Here is a 20,723-nt window from a genome sequence, read left to right on the forward strand (position 1 = left end):
GACTGAGCACTGCAAACTTTAAATAATATCACAAAAAAATGAAAAAATACATCTTTCTGGGCTATTGCTCATTAGCTTTCTGTACGCTTATTTCAGCCCAAGATAAATCAGTCAATTTTAAGAAAATCAAAGAATTAGGTGGTATAGAAGAATATTTGTATCAGCCAAACGGAATGAATGTTTTGCTTTTACAGGACAATGCATCCCCAGTTGCAACGGTTCAAATTGTATATCGCGTAGGTTCTAAAAATGAAGTTTTAGGAAACACAGGTTCAACACATCTTTTAGAGCATTTAATGTTTAAAGGAACGCCAACGTTTAACAAAAAAAGCGGCACTACTATTACTGATGTACTTCAAAATACAGGAGCACAATTAAATGCCACAACCTGGTACGACCGAACCAATTATTTTGAAACACTGCCAAGTGACAAAATCGGCCTGGCCTTGCAGATTGAAGCCGACAGAATGCGCAATTCTTTATTGACAAAAGAAGATAAAGAAGCTGAAATGACAGTAGTTCGCAATGAATTTGAACGAGGCGAAAACAATCCGAATAGTTTACTGGATAAAGAAATCTGGGCATCGGCTTATATTGCGCATCCGTATCACCATTCTACAATTGGATGGAAATCGGATATTGAAAAAGCGCCAATTGAGGTGCTGCGTAATTTTTATAACACCTATTACTGGCCAGATAATGCAACTTTAACGATTATTGGAGATTTTAAAAAAGACACTATTTTTGAATTAATCGAAAAGTATTTTGGTGGAATTACAAAAGCGCCAAACCCAATGCCACAGCCTTATACCGAAGAACCTCAGCAATATGGGCCTCGCAAAATTATCGTAAAAAAACCGGGAGAATTAGGAGTAGTGAACAAAGCGTACAAAATTCCGGGAGCTTTACATGAAGATTTACCTGCTCTGAATATTTTAGGTGAAATTATCGGTTCCGGGCCTTCGGCAATTTTAAACAAAACTTTTGTTGATACTCGTATGGGAATTTATAGCTATGCAAGTGCTACAAATTTTAAAGAAGTTGGTCTTTTTACCATTGGTGTTGGTTTTCCAACTACTTCAAAACATGAAGATATAGACGCTAAAATAAGTGAAGTTGTTGCTAAAATTCAAAAAGAAGGTGTCACTCAGGATGAGGTAAATCGTGTTGTAGCCAAAATTAGCGCACAGACTATTTTAGGTCGTGATGGTTCTGGCGTAATTGCATCAGAATTGAATGAAGCGATTGCGGCAGGCGACTGGACAGATTTTGTTACAGGAGTTGACAGATTAAAAAAAGTAACTCCTGCAGATGTGCTTCGCGTTGCACAGAAATATTTAGTTGAAGATCAAAGTACAACCGGATATTTTATTCCGAAACAAAGCGGAGTACAAAGCCAGGATACAGCACAGGCAAATAATTTTATTCCTGAAAATGAGCCATTTTATTACAGACATCCGGAACATAACGATTTTGAAAAAGCTTTTGAATACACATCTTTTGAAGACGAAACGGTATTAACAACCGTTGCTATGGAAGATAAAAATACCTTTGAGAAAGAGTCTTCTGTATACAAAAGAGAAAAAGTAGCCGGAATTGATGTGGTTTCAGTAAAAACGTCTGCGAAGGATTTCGTAACCGTTGCTGCCAGTATTTCGTTAGGAAATTTTGTAAATGAAACCAAAAACCCGATGATTTCGTCTTTAACGGCTTCTATGCTGTCAAAAGGAACTACGCTTAATGACAAGTTTAAATTCTCTGAAAAACTTCAAAAATTAGGTGTGAACCTGAATGTAAATGCTTCTACAACCAAAATAAATATTGGTTTTAAATGTCTGAAAAAAGATTTAGATCAGGTTATTACATTATTGGCAGAAGCGTTAAGAAATCCATTATTTGATGCTAAAGAATTCGAAAACCTGAAACAACAGTTCATCGGAAACATGCAGCAAAACTTAAATGATCCAGGTGAAAGAGGCAGTATTGCTTTGTCTCAGGCAATTTATTCAAAAGGAAATCCAAATTACAGTTTGAGTGTTGAAGATAATTTAGCCAATATAAAAAATGCAGGTCTTGATGAGGTTAAGGCATTTCATAAAAAATATTTCGGTCCGCAATCCATGCATTTAGTAATTGTTGGAGATACAGAAGGAGATAATTTGAATACCTCTCTAAAAAAATCATTTAAAAATTGGAATGGAGGCGTTACAGAAACTTTAAAATTTGAGGAAGCTGTAAAAGCAGGTTCCAAAATCGAAGTTGTTACCATTGCAGAAAAACCAAGTGCAGAATTATATATTGGTCAATACACCGGTTTAAAAAGAGCTGATGCTGATTATATTCCATTTTATATTGCAAATTACACTTTAGGAGCCGGTTTTGCCGGTCGTTTGATGCAGACTGTTCGTGATAATGATGGTTTAACCTATAGTATTTCTTCCGGAATGGGTGGAAATATCACTACCGGAGGGTATTGGATGGTAAACGCTTCTTTCAACCCTAATTTATTTCAAAAAGGACTGGATGCCACCATGGTACAGGTAAATAAATGGGTAAATGATGGTATCACACAAACAGAATTAGAGAACAAAAAGACCAATTTAATTGGGAGTTTTAAAGTGGGTATGTCCACCACAAACGGTATGGCAAGAACGATTTTGAGTTTTGTAGAAAGAGGTTTAGAGCCAAATTACATCGAACAATACCCAAAAGATATTGAGAAAGTGACTTTACAACAAGTTAACAATGCGATAAAAAAATATATTCAGTTAGACAAAATGATTATCATCAAATCAGGTTCGCTTAATCAAAGTGGAAATCCGTTGAAATAATTTTATAAACACATAGAAACATAGGTTTTTATTTTTGGCTGAATATAAGAGAAACCATTCCTCAACACATAGCTCTGTGTTTTTGAATAAGTGAAACGACTTTTTAAGCTTGCAAAAAACTATGAATCTATGTGTTTAATAATTGGTAAAAAACAAATGCCAGTAATTTAAATCAATACTCTACAATAATTTTCATAATTGTCTTTCATTATTTCATTTTTAGAATCTGAATTAGTAAGCCATTTTCTATGAAAGACTTAAAGAGCTGTTTGCTGACAGCTCTTTTTTAAATATCAAATCAAAAAAATGAAAAATATCATAATTAGCTTAATGCTGCTGCTGAGTGTGGGCATGTCCGGTCAAATGTATAATCCTGTAAAATGGACAACTTCGGTAGAGAAAATTTCTGAAAAAGAATATATTTTAAAAGCTGAAGCTAAAATACAGTCGGGCTGGCATTTATACGGTCAGTATATCGAAGAAGGCGGACCATCGCCAACTGCTTTTAACTTTGAAAATGGACAAAAAAACTTCGAGTTAATTGGTAAAACTAAGGAGGGAAATGGACATGAAGTTGTGGATAAAATTTTCGACATGAAAATTAAATATTTTGAAGATAAGGCACTTTTTACACAAAAAATTAAATTCACTTCTGATGATGTTTACAATATAGCAACCGAAGTCGAATTTATGGTTTGTGATGATACCAATTGTTTACCACCTTCATCTGAAAAATTAACATTTAAGTTTCCAAATGCCAAAAAAATAGCTGAAAAGAAAACTACAATTGAAACAAAGCCATTAGATACAGATAAAAAATCATCTGCAAGAGGATTACTGAGCATTTTTATCATTGCCTTTTTATCAGGTTTTGCAGCTTTGCTGACACCTTGTGTTTTTCCGATGATTCCGATGACGGTAAGTTTTTTTACCAAACAAAGTAAAACCAAAGCAGCAGGGATTAGAAATGCATTAATTTACGGATTTTCTATTATCATTATTTATGTTTTATTGGGATCTATTGTAACAGCAGTTTTTGGTGCAGATTCGCTTAATGCGCTTTCAACGAATGTTTGGTTCAATTTAATATTCTTTGTTTTATTGGTGATTTTTGCCTGTTCCTTTTTGGGTGCTTTCGAAATTATGCTGCCAAGCACATTGGCCAACAAAGTCGATTCGCAGGCAGACAGGGGAGGATTAATTGGGATTTTCTTCATGGCTTTGGCTCTGGCGATTGTGTCATTCTCGTGTACTGGACCAATCGTTGGAACTTTATTGGTGGAAGCAGCTTCAAAAGGAGGCATTGCGCCAATTGTTGGAATGTTAGGATTTTCCATTGCGATTGCATTGCCGTTTTCATTATTTGCTGCTTTTCCGGGCTGGCTGAATGCCTTGCCAAAATCTGGCGGCTGGCTGAATACAGTAAAAGTTGTTCTGGGATTTTTAGAATTGGCTTTGGCTTTCAAATTTTTATCCAATGCCGATTTGGTTCTGCAATTACATTGGCTGGAAAGAGAGGTGTTTCTAACGATTTGGATTGCTGTTTTTGGTATTTTGGCCTTTTATTTATTTGGTAAAATTACGTTGCCTCATGATTCTCCAATAAATCATATTTCGGTAGGAAGATTAACTTTTGGACTACTTGTTTTGAGTTTCACCATTTATCTGATTCCGGGACTTTGGGGAGCACCTGTAAAATTAATCAGCGGTTTTCCTCCACCAATGCAGTACAGTGAATCTCCTGATGGATTTGGAGCTTCTAAAAGTTCGGGAGAAACAAAATCAGTTTTGCCGGAAGGAGCTGTATTTGGCCCACAGAATATCATTACGTTTCACGATTATAAAAAAGGAATGGAATTTGCCAAAAAAGCAGGAAAACCAGTGTTGTTGGACTTTACCGGATATGCCTGTGTTAACTGCCGCAAAATGGAAGAACTGGTTTGGTCTGACCCAAAAGTTCTAGGCGTTTTAAATAATGATGTGGTTTTGATTTCGCTGTATGTGGATGATAAAAAAGAACTTCCTGAAAGTGAGCAATATGTTTCTGAAACGACCGGTAAAAAAATTAAGACAATTGGTAACAAATGGAGTGATTTACAAATTAAAACGTACAAGGCAAATGCACAGCCGTTTTATGTAATGGTAGATCATAACAGTGCTAATTTGACAGCACCTTCTGCTTACAATCCTGATATTGAAGATTATTATAATTGGCTGAACACAGGAATTAAAAATTTTAAAAAATAAGCTCTTTTAAAAGAAATAAAGTAATGAATGCTATTCTAAACAAAACGGAGTTAACCCAATTAGAGCAACATTTTTCAAAGTTTAGGGAAAATATAATTGGATTGAATCATACTTTCGAATCGGTCTACGGGAAACAAAAATTATGTTACGCTGACTGGATTGCCAGCGGAAGATTGTATATTCCGATTGAAGATATTATGCTCAATAAAATAGGACCGATGATTGCCAATACGCATTCCTTTTCTAGTGAAACAGGTAAGGCATCAACTTATGCGTATCAACATGCAAGACATTTGATAAAGAAACATATTAACGCTAAGGAGTCGGATGTTTTGGTGACAACCGGAACCGGCATGACGGCTGCTTTAAATAAACTTCAGCGCATTATGGGTTTGCGCTCTGCAGATAATATTTACAATGTGAATCTGAAATATGATGATGAAAGACCGGTAGTTTTTATCACGCACATGGAGCATCATTCGAATCAGGTTCCGTGGTATGAAACCATTGCGGATGTAGTTGTTTTACCTGCTGGAAAAAACAATTTGGTTGATCCCAAAATTCTTTCAGCAGAACTAAAAAAATATTCAAATCGTTCTTTAAAAATTGGTTCTTTTACAGCTTGTTCAAATGTTACCGGAATCATTACACCGTATTATGAATTAGCCAAAATCATGCACCAAAACGACGGATTTTGTTTTGTCGATCTTGCAGCTTCCGCGCCTTATGTCAAAATCGATATGCATCCTGAAGATCCTGAACAGCAATTAGATGCAATTTTCTTTTCACCCCATAAATTTTTAGGAGGGCCGGGAACTTGCGGTGTTTTGGTTTTTAATGAGAAGTTATATAAATCCAATTTTCCTGATAACCCGGGTGGTGGAAATGTAAAATGCACGGATCCATGGGGTGGTTACCATTATAGTGATGTGATAGAAGTGAAGGAAGATGGTGGAACCCCAGGGTTTTTGCAGGTCATGAGAACCGCTTTGTGTCTGGAACTGAAAGAGCAAATGGGTATTGAGAATATAAAAAACAGAGATAGAGAGCTATTGGATATTTGTTATTCGGAACTTCAAAAAATCGAAGGTTTGTCAATTCTTGGAGATATTAAAACGGAGCGAATTGGCTGTGTTTCTTTCACTATAGAAAATATTCATTATAATTTAATTGTGCGACTTTTAAATGATCGTTTTGGAATCCAGGTTCGTGGCGGCTGGTCTTGTGCGAGTACGTATGCACATTATTTGTTTGATATTGATGAGCAGCAGTCTAAAAAAATTACAAGTGGAATTCTTCAAAAAAATCTAAGCAATAAACCGGGTTGGGTCCGTGTTTCATTACATCCGACAATGACTAATGATGAATTGTTTTTTATTTGTGATGCTATACAAAAAGTGGTTCTTCACTATGATGAATGGCAAAAAGCGTATGAATATAACCCTTTGAATAATGAATTTGAAAATATTTTAAAAGCAGAAACTATTTCTGAGGATGTTAAAGATTGGTTTTGTTTGGACTAACAATTATGATCTGGTAATCCTTTTCTGAATAAGAAAGAAAGCACTCTTTTTTTGGAGTGCTTTTTTAATTAAATTCAGATAAAAATCATTCTAACTTTGAATTGTTTAATAAAATAAATGCCGTGTGCCAGCACGGTTCAGGATAGTTATATAATTTGAATCGAATAAGTTTGTAATGAAATTGATTAAAAAAGCTTTTTAATTAAAAAAATTTGATTAGCAAATTGTCATTAATTTTTTATTAATTCAAAACGATTAGTTATGAATAAGGTCACAATTGATTGTGTTGTTTTTGGTTATGATGAAGGTATTCTTAAAGTACTGTTATCAAAAGAAAACAATAGCGTAGGAACTAAATGGAGTCTTATATCCGGAGCAGTAAAAAATGTAAAAAATGCTGATGATGCTGTCTTGGCTTTACTTAATGAATTTGGCAGCTATGAAAATGTTTTTTTAAAACAGTTGACACAAGGGGTAAATTTTAATTCTCAAGCTTTACGATATTACACGGTTATAAATATTGAAGATTACAGAGTGAAATTTGGTGTAATCGATTTATACCAAAGATGGTTTAAAATTACGGATATACCTGATTTGATTCAGGATCATAATCAAATATTAGATTATAGTTTGTATCAGTTGGAGATGTGTGTGCGTCAGTCACCTGCTGGTTTTAATCTTTTGCCTGAAAAGTTTACCATATCCGAATTGATGGATTTTTATCAGGGAATTTTGGGCATAGAAACGGACAAGGAGAACTTTAGAAGAAAATTTTTAAAAGAAAAAGTCTTAGTTGCTTTAAAAGAAAAAAAAGAGAATGTTTCTGAAAAAGCTGATAAACTTTATAAATTTAATGCTGCTTTTTTTTGATAAATCTATTTCAAAGGAGTTTGTTTTGGATTTTTGATCCTCAATCGTAATTTTTGATTAAGCTCTTTTTGAAAACAGCTGCCCTAGCCCAGACAGGAACGGCATCCTTTGACTGCTTTCTTAAAGCAGGCAAAGATATAGTGGATGGCTGGATTAGCTCCTTAAAAGCAAATAGCTCCAGATTTCTTCTGAAGCTATTTATATCTTTTTTTTTGAATGCAAGGCGCTATCTACCAATTAAAAGGCAAATACCAATTATTGACATTCATTAATTTAGAGCGTACTTCGTCTGCTTTGGTATTTCCTTCGCCTTTTAGTTTTTGGTATATTTTTTCAGCTAAAAAGGAAGGGTCATTACGGCGTAAAGAAACACGTACCAGATCTTCCCAGCGATTTCCTTCATACGCTAATTCTAAAGCAGCTTCATCAATGATATTATTTTCAATAGAAATCAAAATATCTCCAACAATTGGAGCTCTTTGAAGTCTTGCACGACCACGAATGCCAGCACCACGGTGCCAGGTTGCTCTATAAGAAGGGAAATCGCCCTGGCGGGCATCAAAATCATACGGAAATGCTTGTTTGGTTTGCATGATATCTGTTGCATCTCCTGTACTTAGATTATAACCTTCGGGGGTGTAGGCCTCTTTTATTCCAAAATTTAAAAGGGCATCAGCAATTTTATGTTGATTATCTCTGTTGGCCGCTTCTGCATAGCGCAAATGTAATTTGGCTGCACGATATAAAAACCAATCACCATCTGTTTTAAATGTATTCGCAGCAGCTTCATATTTATAAATATATTTCATAATTACAGGTTCTCCGCCAACCATTTTATAAGTGAATTTTTGTCCACGCGCATCATAAGGAAAGCCATTGCTTTGTGTATTGCTTTGCCAAAGATCCATTGCCCATTTAGATGGTTTTGCTAAATATTTTCCACCTGTTTTTGAAAAAATTTCAATAAAAGGATTACCAGGTGCAAAATCACTATCAAAAGGCAATGACCATATCCACTCTGTGTTCCATAATACATCTCTGTCTCTTCCAAAAATGGATCTCCATCCTTGTGTATTATTATCTACCAATGTGGTAGCATCCTGTTCATAATATCTTAAATAACCAACTGCTAAATCATTATTCGTAATAACTTCAGCAAATTTTATTCTATACATATCAACATCGTTTGTTGGAGTACCTGTTTCCATTACATTTTTGTAATGTGAAGCCGCTTCCAGATAATTCCCTTTCCAAAGTTGTAAATCGCCCAATAAACATTCTTTATTGATGAAAAATTTCTCTGTATTATAGCCGTCCACAGTTACTAATAAACTGCTGTCGGAATCGTATATTTTTTTATACTTTAATGCTTCAGTAAACCTAACCAGTTCATCAAGAAGTTCATTAAAGGAAAGTCTAGGAAACTTATTAATATTCTTAACGTCCTCAATATTTGCTAATGGCTCCGTAATGTAAGGCACAGTGCCATACTGAATTCCTAATTGTAAATAAATCCATGAACGAATGCAGGCAACATCTGCATAACGCTGTTCATATTGCGATTGCGTAAATTTCTTTTCAGCCACCATAATATCGAAATTTTTAAGGGCATCATTACAGTTTTGAATAACCAGATAGAAATCTTTTGGATTTACATATGGATTCTCAGCTGAAACATTTTGCTCAGAAAGTTCTTTTAGATAGGGATCAGAGTTATTTGTTGTTGTCATGAGATCTGCACGCATTTCATTCAGGATGACGTATTTCTTTGCAAGTCCCATAAATTTCCCATAAATCCCCATAACTGCAGCATCGGCATCATATACATTGCGATACATTTGTTCTTCGGCCACTTTATCCTGAGGTTCTACATCCAGATATTCCTCACAAGAGCTTAGGCTAAGTAATAGCACTGACATCCATAACAAGGCTTTGGCAGATTTTTTTGTTTTTGTTCTTATTGTTGTCATTGGTCTGTTCTCTATGTTGTAAAAATAATTTTAAAGTCCTAAACGTAATCCAAGTTGATAGTTTGCAAACTGAGGAACCAATCCTATATCTGTACCCTGACCATAAATAGATGATGTAGCACTAAATTCAGGATCGTATCCAAGATATTTGGTAAAAGTTACCAGGTTGTTGGCAGTAGCATACAATTGAATATATTTGATATGTTTACTATTATTTATCGGAATGTTATATCCTAACACTAACGTTTTCAGTCTCAGGTAAGAACCGTCTTCAATCCATCTGTCTGAAAATTCTGCATTGCCCATTGGATCTCCCCAGGCTGCTTTAGGCATATCTGTCTGCTGTCCTTCGGCTCTCCATCGGTTTGCAACGGCTATACTTTGATTTTCATATCCGCTCATTTTTTCAAGATTGTAGCGTACACTATTATAAAGATCATTACCTACTGAGAAATTAAACAAAGCTTCAAGGCTAAATCGTTTGTAAGTAAAATTGGTATTAAAACTTCCTATTACATCCGGATTTGGGTTGCCAATAACTACACGGTCCTTATCATCAATAACCTTATCTCCGTTAGTATCTGTAAAACGAATATCTCCGCCACCAAAAGGAACTAAGTCGCCATTTGTTAAACGTCTTGACAATCCGGCAGCATTGGCTTCTGCAGTTGTACTGTATACTCCATTACTGTCTAATCCGTAAAATAAGTTGGCATCATGTCCTACTGAAGTTAAGTAAGTTGCACCTCCAAATTGGGTAAGTATATCACCACTTGGTAAATTTTGTACTTTGTTTTTATAATGGCTTATTTTAAATCCAAAGTCAAAAATAAAATCCTGAATATTTATAACACGGGCATTCAGGGCAAATTCAGTTCCAAACGTACGCATTGCGCCACCGTTGGAAACAACATAATCAAATCCACTTTCAGCACTGATTGTTTCGTATGTAATCATGTTGGATGTTTTATTATGATAGTAGTCAACAGAAAGATTAATTCTTTCCTTAAACAAACTTAAATCCAATCCCAGATTTTTTTTCAAAACTGTTTCCCATTGCAAATCAGGATTTCCAATATTACCACGAACCAAACCTTGCATTCCAAGCAAATTTTGAGAAACATAATACGTCTGAGCAGTATAATTACCAATATCATCGTTTCCGCTTGTGCCAACCCCAACTCTAAGCTTCAGATAATCTATATCTTTTATATCTTTCATAAAATTTTCGGAAGAAACTAACCAGGCTCCTGAGATTGAAGTCATCAGTGCATATTTACTTTTTCCTGTTGAAGAATCATCTCCAAAACGGCTTGAACCATCTACAGCATAACTTGCGGTTAGAAAATATTTAGTACGGAAATTATAACTTCCATTAGCATACATATTCATCCAATGCGATTCTCCTAAAGATCCTCCTACTATACGTAACAAATTGGAACCTGCTCCTACGCTTGTAAAATCATCAGTTGAAGAATTGTATCCCAAACCTAAATCACTTTCTGTTTTATTACTTTGAGCCCTGAATCCAAAACGAACCTCTAAATTATGGTCATTATTAAAGTTTTTCATGTAATTGGCAAAAGTATCCGTATAAAGTCCATTATAAATCTGAACTTCACTTCCTGATTGATTTTTACCAATAGCAGTAGGCAAAATAAGATCTGCAACTCCTAAATCAGGAAGAAAAAAGGCTTCTCTTTCTTTGTTAAAACTCAAACCAGCTATTGAAGTAATATTCCATGCTTTATTTAAAGCATAATTAAATTTTAAGTTACCAAAAAAACGATAGTTGTTATTAGTAGCAAATCCGTTGGTCAAAATAGCATTAGGGTTACTTACATTGAAATAGTCCGTATCGGCAAGATTAGGAGAAATTTCACCGGCATCACTAACATCATGATAAGTTAAAAAAGGAGATTTCGTTAAGGCTAGATATAACGGACTTGTTTTATATGCTAAACCTTGGTTCCACTGATTTTGCTGGTTATTGATAAAAGAAAGGTTGGCATCTACAGTCAATTTTTCTGTTAATTTTAAAGCAGCATTTAAACGAACGCTATAACGTTTTGAATCTGTAGCTTTAATAATACCCTTGCTGTCTAAGTAACCAACAGACAAACCAAACTTTGCAATATCATCACCCCCACGAACTTTAAGAAAGTAATTTTGATTATAACTGGATTTAAAAACCTGATCCTGCCAATTGGTCTGGTTATGGTATTTGTAATATCCAACTGAACCTGCCTGATCATTCATATACGGTAAACTGGCAACTTCTTGCTGTGATAAACCGCGGCTGGATTCTAATTGGGAGATATGAGTACGATAGGCATCAGCACCCAGCAAAGGCAATTCGTCCGGGGTTTGATTGACTCCTCCATACATTGTGAAATCGATTTTAGTAGATAGCTCGTTAGCTCTTGTAGTGGTAATGTTTATGACCCCATTAGCTCCTTTGGTTCCGTATAACGAAGTACCGTCTTTAATAATAGTTACGTCTTCTATATCTTTAACATCAATATTGGTTAAAGGAGAAGAGCTGTTGTTTTGTATGATTCCGGAACCATAATCTTCATCGTCATAAATCATTCCGTCTACAACAATTAACGGTCTGTTGGTTGCATATAAAGAATTAAAACCTCTTAAAGCCAAATAACTTCCTGCATTTGGTGCACCGGAATTTCTAATACTATTTAACCCTGTTGCCTTACCCTGAAGAAATCCTGCTACAGATTCGGTTACAGAACTCGACCATTGATCTTTTTCGAAATCAACTACACTGGCAGCATTTGTATTATTATACTGCATGAGATCTCCAGATGGTAAATTAGCGATTTGGTAAGCAGTAGAGTAGTTGGCTTCATTTAATAATATCTCTAAACCAGTCTTTCTATTTTTAACAGCATACACTTTGGTTTGAAAATCCTGACCACTCACAGTAAGGATTGCCCCTAAATTGGGTACTCCAATTTCGAAACTACCGTCGTCATTTGTAATGGCTGCCGAAAATCCTTCGACAGAGACGTTGATTCCTGATAATCCCGTATTTGTTTTTGCGCTTTTAACAACACCCTGTACTAAAATTCCCTGTGCTTTTTTCTGAGGAGCTATTGCAGTTGAATCCTGAGCGTCCTGAGCATATAATTGATTTTCAAGACTACCCGCAAAAAAGAGGCTTAAAAGGCAGGTTAGTTTTATAATTTTTAACATAATTAATTTTGTATAAAATATTAATTTTTAACTTCAGGAACGAATCTCAAATAATCTAGGGTTAGGGCACTGGTTGCTTTTGTCCCGCCTATTAGAGAAATCAGTCCACTATCACCTGCGGTATTATATTGGAATTCTCCGATCTCCACCTCTTCATAATTATTAAGAGGCACTATAACCATTGGGAAGGTTTTCGTAATATTTTCAACAGGGAATCCTGTAGCAGTTAGATTGATTTCTCCGCCAATAGCCAATTGTTGTTCAAAAAGATTGGCTGTTCTGTCGTTTATTGCTCTCCAATAGATTTTGTATTTTGTGCTAAACATGTCATTTGCACGATAAAACAGGGTAAACTTAGCGAGGTTAGGAAGCTCTACCATAAGATCGTTGTAAAGCTGACCAGATGTTAGAAGTTCGCTTAGTGGCTCTTTTTTGTCTCGATAAAGCATTCTGCTTCGAAACCCATAGTATCCTCCATTATTTTTTTCTCCTTGTATTATGGTAGTAACCAAACGTTTTTCAAGCTCAACAGCTACTTTTTTCATAATGTAAACAATCCCGTTACTTAATACAATTGGCTCACCAACAATTTTTGTCTTGTCAACATCAAACTTAACACCAAATCGGGATGTTAATTCATCAGGGAGTTCCTCTTTTGTATACGCTTTTGGAAAAACCATGTCTCTTACTGTAAAATATTTTGAATAAATAGCAGTTGAGTCAATATCCGGATCATTTGTTGATTTATTTAAATACGGTTTCATTTTGATTACTTCGGCATCGTAGCCTTCATCTTCCATTAAGAAAAGTGTGTAAGAATTTTTCTCGTTGTTAAGATTGTAAACATTTTTTAAATACGAATTTGACAATGAATCTGCAAGAAATCCGGGAGTAGAGGTAAGTTTGGCATCAGCATCACTTTTGTAAATACTAAACGCTGTCAGGCTTACTAAATAATTACTCATTGACGAAGTGCCTGCCTGAGAATTAACATATTCCCAAATATTCAGTTTCGGAGCTTGTGCTTTATTAATGATATGATACACACCATTGGCTGCATAATGATCAGCAGTCACTATAGTTGCATCGCCTATTGTTGTACTTCCTTTGAATGTTAGATATTTATCACTCAGCATTTGGATTCTTTCTTCATCCGTATTTCGTACAGATGAAAAAGATGTTAATGCAATATGGTTTTCAACAAATTTCTTAAGTGCTTCAGGGTTATTCAATAAAGTTGTACTCACCGCTTTCATCGCTTCATTTGTGGGTACAAAAACAGTATAGGTTTTTGAGGCTGCTAATATTTTGTCATACCCGGTTTGACTTAGTAATTTACCAAATTCAGCTGTTTCCGGTGTAGTACTAATGGCTTCATTTAAGGTTACATTTAAATTTTCATCCCCAGTATTCTCTTTATCATCCCACGGACTGGAACAAGAAGCGAATCCTATTGCGAGAATGACAAAAAGGAGTTTTTTATATTTTAATTTTAATAAAGTCATTTTATACTTAATTAAGTTTTGAAATTAGATTTTTGATTTACCCTTGAATTATGGATTTGGTGGATAGTAAAAACCATCTCCGCCAGAATCAAACTGAGGATACAGCTGGTCCATATCTATCGGGCGAAACTCTGCCACATCAAACCAGGCCTGTGCTGAGAATGACGATTGGGATTGTAAGGTCAGTTTGTGTCTTCCTGTAGTGGTAATATCTACTGTACCCACTAATCTGCAATTCATTTTGGTAGTATGAGGGTAAACATGACGCTTGTAACCTTGTGACTCTAATACTCTTGGTTCTATGCTAGAGAATTTGTTTCCATTTTCCAGCAGATTTATTTGTCGGGACATTTCTACTCCATCCACAAACACTTTTACCAGTCCTACTTTTGTATCTTGTCCTCTGTAGGAAATCCATAATTTGTATTTTCCTTTAATAATAACCGGAGTATTAAAGGTGATATTTTGACAATTTCCATCTCTAAAGCGATTAATTTCAAGACAATCACCATGCCAGCCAAAGCCTACCGTTCCGCCTCTGGCAGCATCCTTGAAATACGTAATAGGATCATTTGAATCCCAGGTAACATCTTTAAATAAAGCTTTTGCCAAAGATGTTTTAGGGGCTGCTCCGGGTATTCTAAAAACAGAAGTTAACTGTCTAAATTCATTTTGATCACAAAAATCAAAATAAACAGGAGCTGGTAAACGTTTTTTGATTGAAAAATTTGCGGCTGCAAGATGCAATACACCGTTTGATGCAGTTACATCACTTTTTTCTCTAACAATTGCTACTCCTTTTTCCAATACGCCATTAAAAACCTCTTCGTTTAACAAAATCACATCTTTATCGAGTTTCGCACTGATAACCTCAAGTGGTGCTTTGGTTACCAGAGCCGGTGATACGGCTATATCTGCTAAATATTGTAATTTTGGTAAAATACGGTAACTCACAAATAAATTTAAGCTGTCTTTTAAATCTAGAGGATTATGTAAATGACTATATTTTTCTTTTAATTCGTCTATATTATTAATTCCTGCTGCTTTAAATGCATCATTAGTTTGGGCTAAAACGGTAAGATAGCTATCTATATCATTTGTTGTATAATCAATAGGTTTGTCGAGTACATCAAACCATCCAGTAATTTTTAAGGCTTCTGTAAACAAAGAGAGACTTTCATCTTGTTCAATAGTCTGTGCCAATGTTTTATCGGCAACACGCAATACTTTATCTATAACATGAATTACTCCATTTCCTACTTCAACATTAGACTTAAGGATACTGGCTGTTTTATTGACTGTTGTACTGGATTCGCCATTTTTATTTGTAGCTCCGGTTACTAAAAACTGACCATATAAACTTGGAGTAGCTATTTTTCCGTCGGTAAAAGAAGTTGTATTTATTTTTTGGTTTAAGATGTGAAGTTTAACAATATTCTGTAAATCTGCTAACGGAACATCTTTTAATGAATTGACACCTACATCGTTTAAATAGTCTTTTACCGCATTATTAGTGGGAAGAAATAAAGTATATGTTCCATACGTATTCATAAATGGAGCATAATTAGTAATCTCCAAAAGTTCTAAAAACATAGAATATTCTGGAGAATCTCTTAAATAATCGGTAATATTCAGCGTTTCATCTGTACTTTCCTTAATTTTTTGCTCAGTGCAATTTTGAAACACTAAAGCGATCAAAAACACTAAAGTAAATCTCAAGAGGATAGGTAATCTTAATAGTCTTTTCATGTCCTTATTATTTATTTATAAAATGGATTTTGTACAAGTGCTTTATTAGTATAAAGTTCATAAGTATTAATAGGCAAATAATGGCTGTTTGGGTCTTTTAATTTTGCCACAATGGATTGCTGTTGTTCAGCAGGTGCGCTTACAAGAGCAGCACTAATTAAAATATCCAATCGGGCGTAATTGTTTCTCCGGGCATTACGAAGCATATCAAACCAGCGTTTGCCTTCAAATGCAAGCTCACGTGCACGCTCGGCTAATATATAGTCAATAACTTCGTTTTTATTATCAGTACCAATCGACTCAGTTGTCAGTTCGATTGCTTCACGTTGTAATCGAATAGACTCAATAATTGCAAGGGCTTCCGGTCCTCTGTTTAATTCAGCAAGTGCCTCAGCCTGCATAAGCAACACATCAGCATAACGATATACAAACCAATGGGTATCGGCATCCTGCAATTCTTTTCTGGTATCGTTATCTAAGCCTACGTATTTGTAAATTTGATTACTTCCGGCTACCAGAGAAGTACGATCACCCCGAATGTCTTTATTGTTTGGATCATCAAAATCAACTCCAAAAACATCTTCTAAAACAGTAGCTGAAGCCAAAAACTGAGGTCTTTGGAAAAATATATTGTAAAATGGACCTAGATTTGTGGTAGTATATTGAAATTCAAAAATGCTTTCAATAGAATTTCCTTTGGCATAAACGGTATTAAACCATGTATTGTTTGAAACTTTGATCAAACCAAATTTACCTGGTGTAATTATTTTTTGAGAGGCATCAAAAGCTTCCTGAAAATTATCATTCCATAGATAAACATCTGCCTGCATCGCGTTAATAGCATAAACGGTTATACGTCCCTTGTCAGATGCTACATTACCATAAGTCAGCACGGCATATTCTTCGGCTAATTTAAGATCTTTGATTACCTGAGCAAATACATCTTTCTGTGGAGTAACAGGCAATTGAAAATTATCCTCATCGGTAAGTGTTGCTGTTAATTTTAAAGGTACATCTTTAAAAGTTCGAGCCAAAGTAAAATACAAATAGGCTCTTATTGCTAAAGCTTCTGAAAGATAATTATTTAGCTGAAGCTGAGTTAATGTTGGATCTTTTTCTTTTACAGCAGGTGCAAGATCAATTATGGTATTGCAATAATTGATGGTTCTGTAAAAAATTGCCCAATTTGTCAGACTATTTGAAGCCATAATATTAGAGTTCATAATGTCTCTTTGATCCTCAGTAACATTTGGACCAGCAGCAATCATATCACCTCTTAATTCTCCATACATGAATAAATATTGAGACATTGGTAAATCACTTACTCCGGGAGGCGAATTTAACAGAGAAGAGTACATCCCTATAACAGCGGCCTGGATGTCTTCTTTAGTTTTCCAAAATTCTTCACGAATTATTCCGTCCTGAGGTTTTAAATCTAAATAATCATCGCACGAAGTTGTAGAAATAAACACGATGAAGAGGGCTAGAATTGTTTTTATTTTAGTTTGCATAATTCAAATTTTATTATTAGAAACGAACTGAAGCTCCTAGTGTAATACGTTTTGTTGGAGGAGTACTTGAGTTATCTGTTGCGATAGCAAAAGGATCTCCGGATTTCATACTTACTTCAGGATCCTGACCTCTATATTTGGTAAAAGTGATTAAGTTATCTGCCGTTATGTAACAGCTTAAGTCTCCAAGCTTTAACCTTTTTATTAAATTTTTATTAAAATTATAACTGAAAGTAATAGAACGAAGACGGGCAAAGGAAGCATCTTCGACATAACGATCTGAACCTAGCCAGTTATAACCCGCTCCATAAACTGCTCTTGGCATATTGGTTACATCGCCAGGGTTACGCCATCTGGATAAAACAGCAGTACTTTGATTGCTGTATCCATACATATTAGTTGCTTTCATATCGGCACCATTCACTACTTCATATCCTAATCTATAGGTAAAATAAAGCAGCAGTCTGAATTGGTTATTAAAACTTACTGTGGGACCAAAACCGCCTGAAAATTTAGGATTACTGTTCCCTAAATACACTACATCACGGCTATCTATATTTCCATCATGGTTGATGTCTTCATAAATAGCATCTCCGGGTTGAAATACATAATCTGTGATTGGATAATTGAAACGCATAAATACCTCTTCACCATTAGGACCTACAATTGTATTTCCACTGGCATCTTTTGCTTTGGTTGCATCCAGATCTGTATAAACTCCTTTAAAACGGTACCCATAAAATGAACCAAAAGGATTGTTAACCTGAAGGAAACGCTTATATTCTCCATTTTTGTCTGTATTTCCACTCTCACTTGGATAATATTCAGAAATTTCTTTAACGGTATTTTCATTACTTGAAATATTGAAATTGAAATCAATTTTCCATTTATTTGACTTTAAAGGAGTTGTGTTAAGGGATATTTCGTATCCTCTGTTTTGTAATGTTCCAACGTTTTGATCGACACTATTGTAACCGGAAATACTGCTTAACTGAAGATTGTCAAAAATTAAGTCTTCGGTGGTGTTCTTGTACAAATCTACATCAAGTGAAACACGGTTTTTAAACAGTTGTAAGTTGAAGCCTAAGTTTAATCCTTTTAAGGTCTCCCAGCGCAAATTACTCAATTCAATATTAGAAGGAATAACACCATTGAGCCCTAAATACTGTGTACTATAGTTTGAGTACGTGTTAAAATATGTATAGTCTGATTTTGGAGCTCTGCCAGATTCTCCGTAACTAGCCCTGATACTCAATTCATTAATGAATGTAACGTTTTTCATAAAGGGTTCCCCGGAAACTCTCCAGCGGCTCGATATTGAAGGGAAATAACCATATCTGTTTTCCGGGCCAAATTTAGAGCTCCCGTCTACACGTATCCCTACATTAAGAATATAGCGATCCAGTAAGCCGTATTGTGTACTTATTAAGGCGCCAACGGTTCTGGCCTGCCCATTATTAGTGTATAAAAATAAATCCGAATTTTGAGTTCTTGACGGAACCGATGGATCTGTTAATACAGAGGAAGCCGTATTGGATGTCATTGAACGGTGAGTGGTATACATAAAATCATTGGTTTGCAATGATAATAAGGTTTGCAAAGTTTGTTTTTCTCCAATATTTGGTGTCCAGATAAAGTTTGTTTTGGTTACAATATTAGATTCATCACTATCAGCATCAGAGGCTCTGTTTACAGTAGTTTCAGTAAAAGGGCGGCCTGTTGCGTTTTGTGGCAAAAACGACTTAGTTTTGGTGCTTTTATAATCAAATTGTAAATCAAAAGTCGAAATGAATATTTTAGGTATAATATCCACATTTACATTAAAATGGGGAGTTATACGATCCTGTACCTGATCATTCATGGCAAATTCAGCCATTGCCAGTGGATTATAGGTTCCGGAATATGTACCCTGTATATTTTGAGCCGGCGAAAAATAATTTGGTGTAAGATTTCCCATTTCATCATATTCATAAATACTCATATTTGGCATTTTAATGAATGCAACACCACGCAAACGGTCACCATCTTTATCATCAAAACTATTCACATAGTTCCGTTCGGTTTTAGTATGTGTATAAGCAATATCAGTTCTAAATTTAATGCGGTCAGAAACGATATAATCCAAATTCAATCTGGCATTTAATCTTTCCAAACCAGTTCCTACAGTGACTCCTTTTTGTTTGTAATAACCAACAGAACTAAAATATCTCGCTTTCTCTCCTCCTCCTTGCAAAGAAAGGTTGTGCTCATGTGTTATACCTGTTTGTGAAATAGCACCTACCCAATCTGTATTTTGACCGTAATTATTAAAATTGTAAACATCAAGAGGGTCATATTGAAATTCTTTTACTTGCCAGGTATTCAAGGGTACTCCATTTCTATTCATATATTCTTCAGGAATCAGTTGAGAATACTGATCTCCACTTAACATCGGAATAGTTGAAGGTAATTTAGAATAAGTTGATTTATAGGTATAAGCAATTTTAGGCGCACTTACACCCCCGCGTTTGGTTGTGATTAATAAAACCCCACTGGCAGCACGTGATCCCCACATTGCAGTGGCGGCAGCATCTTTTAAAACAGTGATGCTTTCAATATCTGTAGGAGCAATATTCAATAAAGCAGAGTAACTTTCTGAATCTGCTGTACCAAAGTTAAAATCATCAGGAACGGCTGTCTCATAAGGCATTCCGTCAACTACAATTAAAGGATCTGAAGATCCGGAAATAGATGAAGTTCCTCTAATTCTGATTTGCATTCCTGCACCTGGATCACCACTGGTAGAGGTAATATCTACACCTGCCAAACGCCCTTGTAAGGCCTCATCGATTGTAGGTGCCTGTGTGTAAGCTAAATCTGCTGCATTTATGGTAACAGCACTTGTAGTTCTGTTTCTGTCATCAATTTTCAATAAACCATTGTCAGATTTTTTTGCACTGATAACAACTACCTCAGTAAGAGATTCTACCGTAGAAACGAGTGCAATTTTAATTGATTCTCTGCCTTTAATTTCAATGCGTTGGGATTTATATCCTATGGTAGAAATAAATAATTTGTTATTTGGATCTTTAACCCGAATGGCAAAATTTCCATCGATATCAGTGATTGCTCCTGAAACGGTACGATTTTCAGAATCCTGTTCTGCAATTGTTGCTCCGGGTATGCTTAGTTTATCGCTTGAGTCAATAACCTGGCCACGAACTAAAAAGGTTTTATTTCCTTGCTGTGCCAGAGCTGGAAAAGCAGCCATTATAATTAAGGCAAAAGTAAAACCGTAAAATATATTTGTAATTTTTTGTCTCAT

General features: G+C 35.3%; 10 protein-coding genes. 4 read left to right on the forward strand and 6 right to left on the reverse strand.

Annotation, left to right across the window (positions count from 1 at the left end; translation table 11 throughout):
* Window positions 1–38 precede the first annotated feature (38 nt).
* The 4 genes from ACEN2I_RS03660 (at window position 39) to ACEN2I_RS03675 (ending at window position 7,471) form a co-directional block, all read left to right on the forward strand.
* Window positions 39–2,831: a M16 family metallopeptidase gene (locus tag ACEN2I_RS03660; protein WP_441764765.1), complete on the forward strand. Its 2,793-nt coding sequence runs from the start codon at window positions 39–41 to the stop codon at window positions 2,829–2,831.
* Window positions 2,832–3,137: 306 nt separating this feature from the next.
* Window positions 3,138–5,078 (forward strand): cytochrome c biogenesis protein CcdA, encoded by a 1,941-nt coding sequence (locus tag ACEN2I_RS03665; RefSeq protein ID WP_441764766.1) that lies wholly within the window; start codon window positions 3,138–3,140, stop codon window positions 5,076–5,078.
* 23 nt (window positions 5,079–5,101) lie between these two features.
* A complete protein-coding gene (locus ACEN2I_RS03670) occupies window positions 5,102–6,601 on the forward strand; it encodes an aminotransferase class V-fold PLP-dependent enzyme (protein WP_441764767.1) in 1,500 nt (499 codons plus the stop codon).
* 261 nt (window positions 6,602–6,862) lie between these two features.
* Complete coding sequence (locus ACEN2I_RS03675) at window positions 6,863–7,471, forward strand: NUDIX hydrolase (protein WP_441764768.1); 609 nt, start codon at window positions 6,863–6,865, stop codon at window positions 7,469–7,471.
* Window positions 7,472–7,701: 230 nt separating this feature from the next.
* Here ACEN2I_RS03675 and ACEN2I_RS03680 read toward each other — a convergent pair whose 3' ends face one another.
* The 6 genes from ACEN2I_RS03680 to ACEN2I_RS03705 are packed head-to-tail and all read right to left on the reverse strand — an operon-like array spanning window position 7,702 to window position 20,723.
* Window positions 7,702–9,441, reverse strand: coding sequence for a RagB/SusD family nutrient uptake outer membrane protein (locus tag ACEN2I_RS03680; RefSeq protein ID WP_441764769.1), 1,740 nt, complete (start codon window positions 9,439–9,441; stop codon window positions 7,702–7,704).
* A 30-nt stretch (window positions 9,442–9,471) separates the two neighbouring features.
* A complete protein-coding gene (locus ACEN2I_RS03685) occupies window positions 9,472–12,654 on the reverse strand; it encodes a SusC/RagA family TonB-linked outer membrane protein (RefSeq protein ID WP_441764770.1) in 3,183 nt (1,060 codons plus the stop codon).
* A gap of 20 nt (window positions 12,655–12,674) precedes the next feature.
* Entirely contained in the window at window positions 12,675–14,159 is a 1,485-nt protein-coding gene (locus ACEN2I_RS03690) for a fasciclin domain-containing protein (protein ID WP_441764771.1), read from the reverse strand.
* A 48-nt stretch (window positions 14,160–14,207) separates the two neighbouring features.
* Window positions 14,208–15,908, reverse strand: coding sequence for a fasciclin domain-containing protein (locus ACEN2I_RS03695; RefSeq protein ID WP_441764772.1), 1,701 nt, complete (start codon window positions 15,906–15,908; stop codon window positions 14,208–14,210).
* Window positions 15,909–15,919: 11 nt separating this feature from the next.
* Window positions 15,920–17,419: a RagB/SusD family nutrient uptake outer membrane protein gene (locus ACEN2I_RS03700; RefSeq protein ID WP_441764773.1), complete on the reverse strand. Its 1,500-nt coding sequence runs from the start codon at window positions 17,417–17,419 to the stop codon at window positions 15,920–15,922.
* Between the two features lie 16 nt (window positions 17,420–17,435).
* Entirely contained in the window at window positions 17,436–20,723 is a 3,288-nt protein-coding gene (locus tag ACEN2I_RS03705) for a SusC/RagA family TonB-linked outer membrane protein (RefSeq protein ID WP_441764774.1), read from the reverse strand.

The sequence above is a fragment of the Flavobacterium sp. W22_SRS_FK3 genome (assembly GCF_052113665.1).
Taxonomy (GTDB): Bacteria; Bacteroidota; Bacteroidia; order Flavobacteriales; family Flavobacteriaceae; genus Flavobacterium.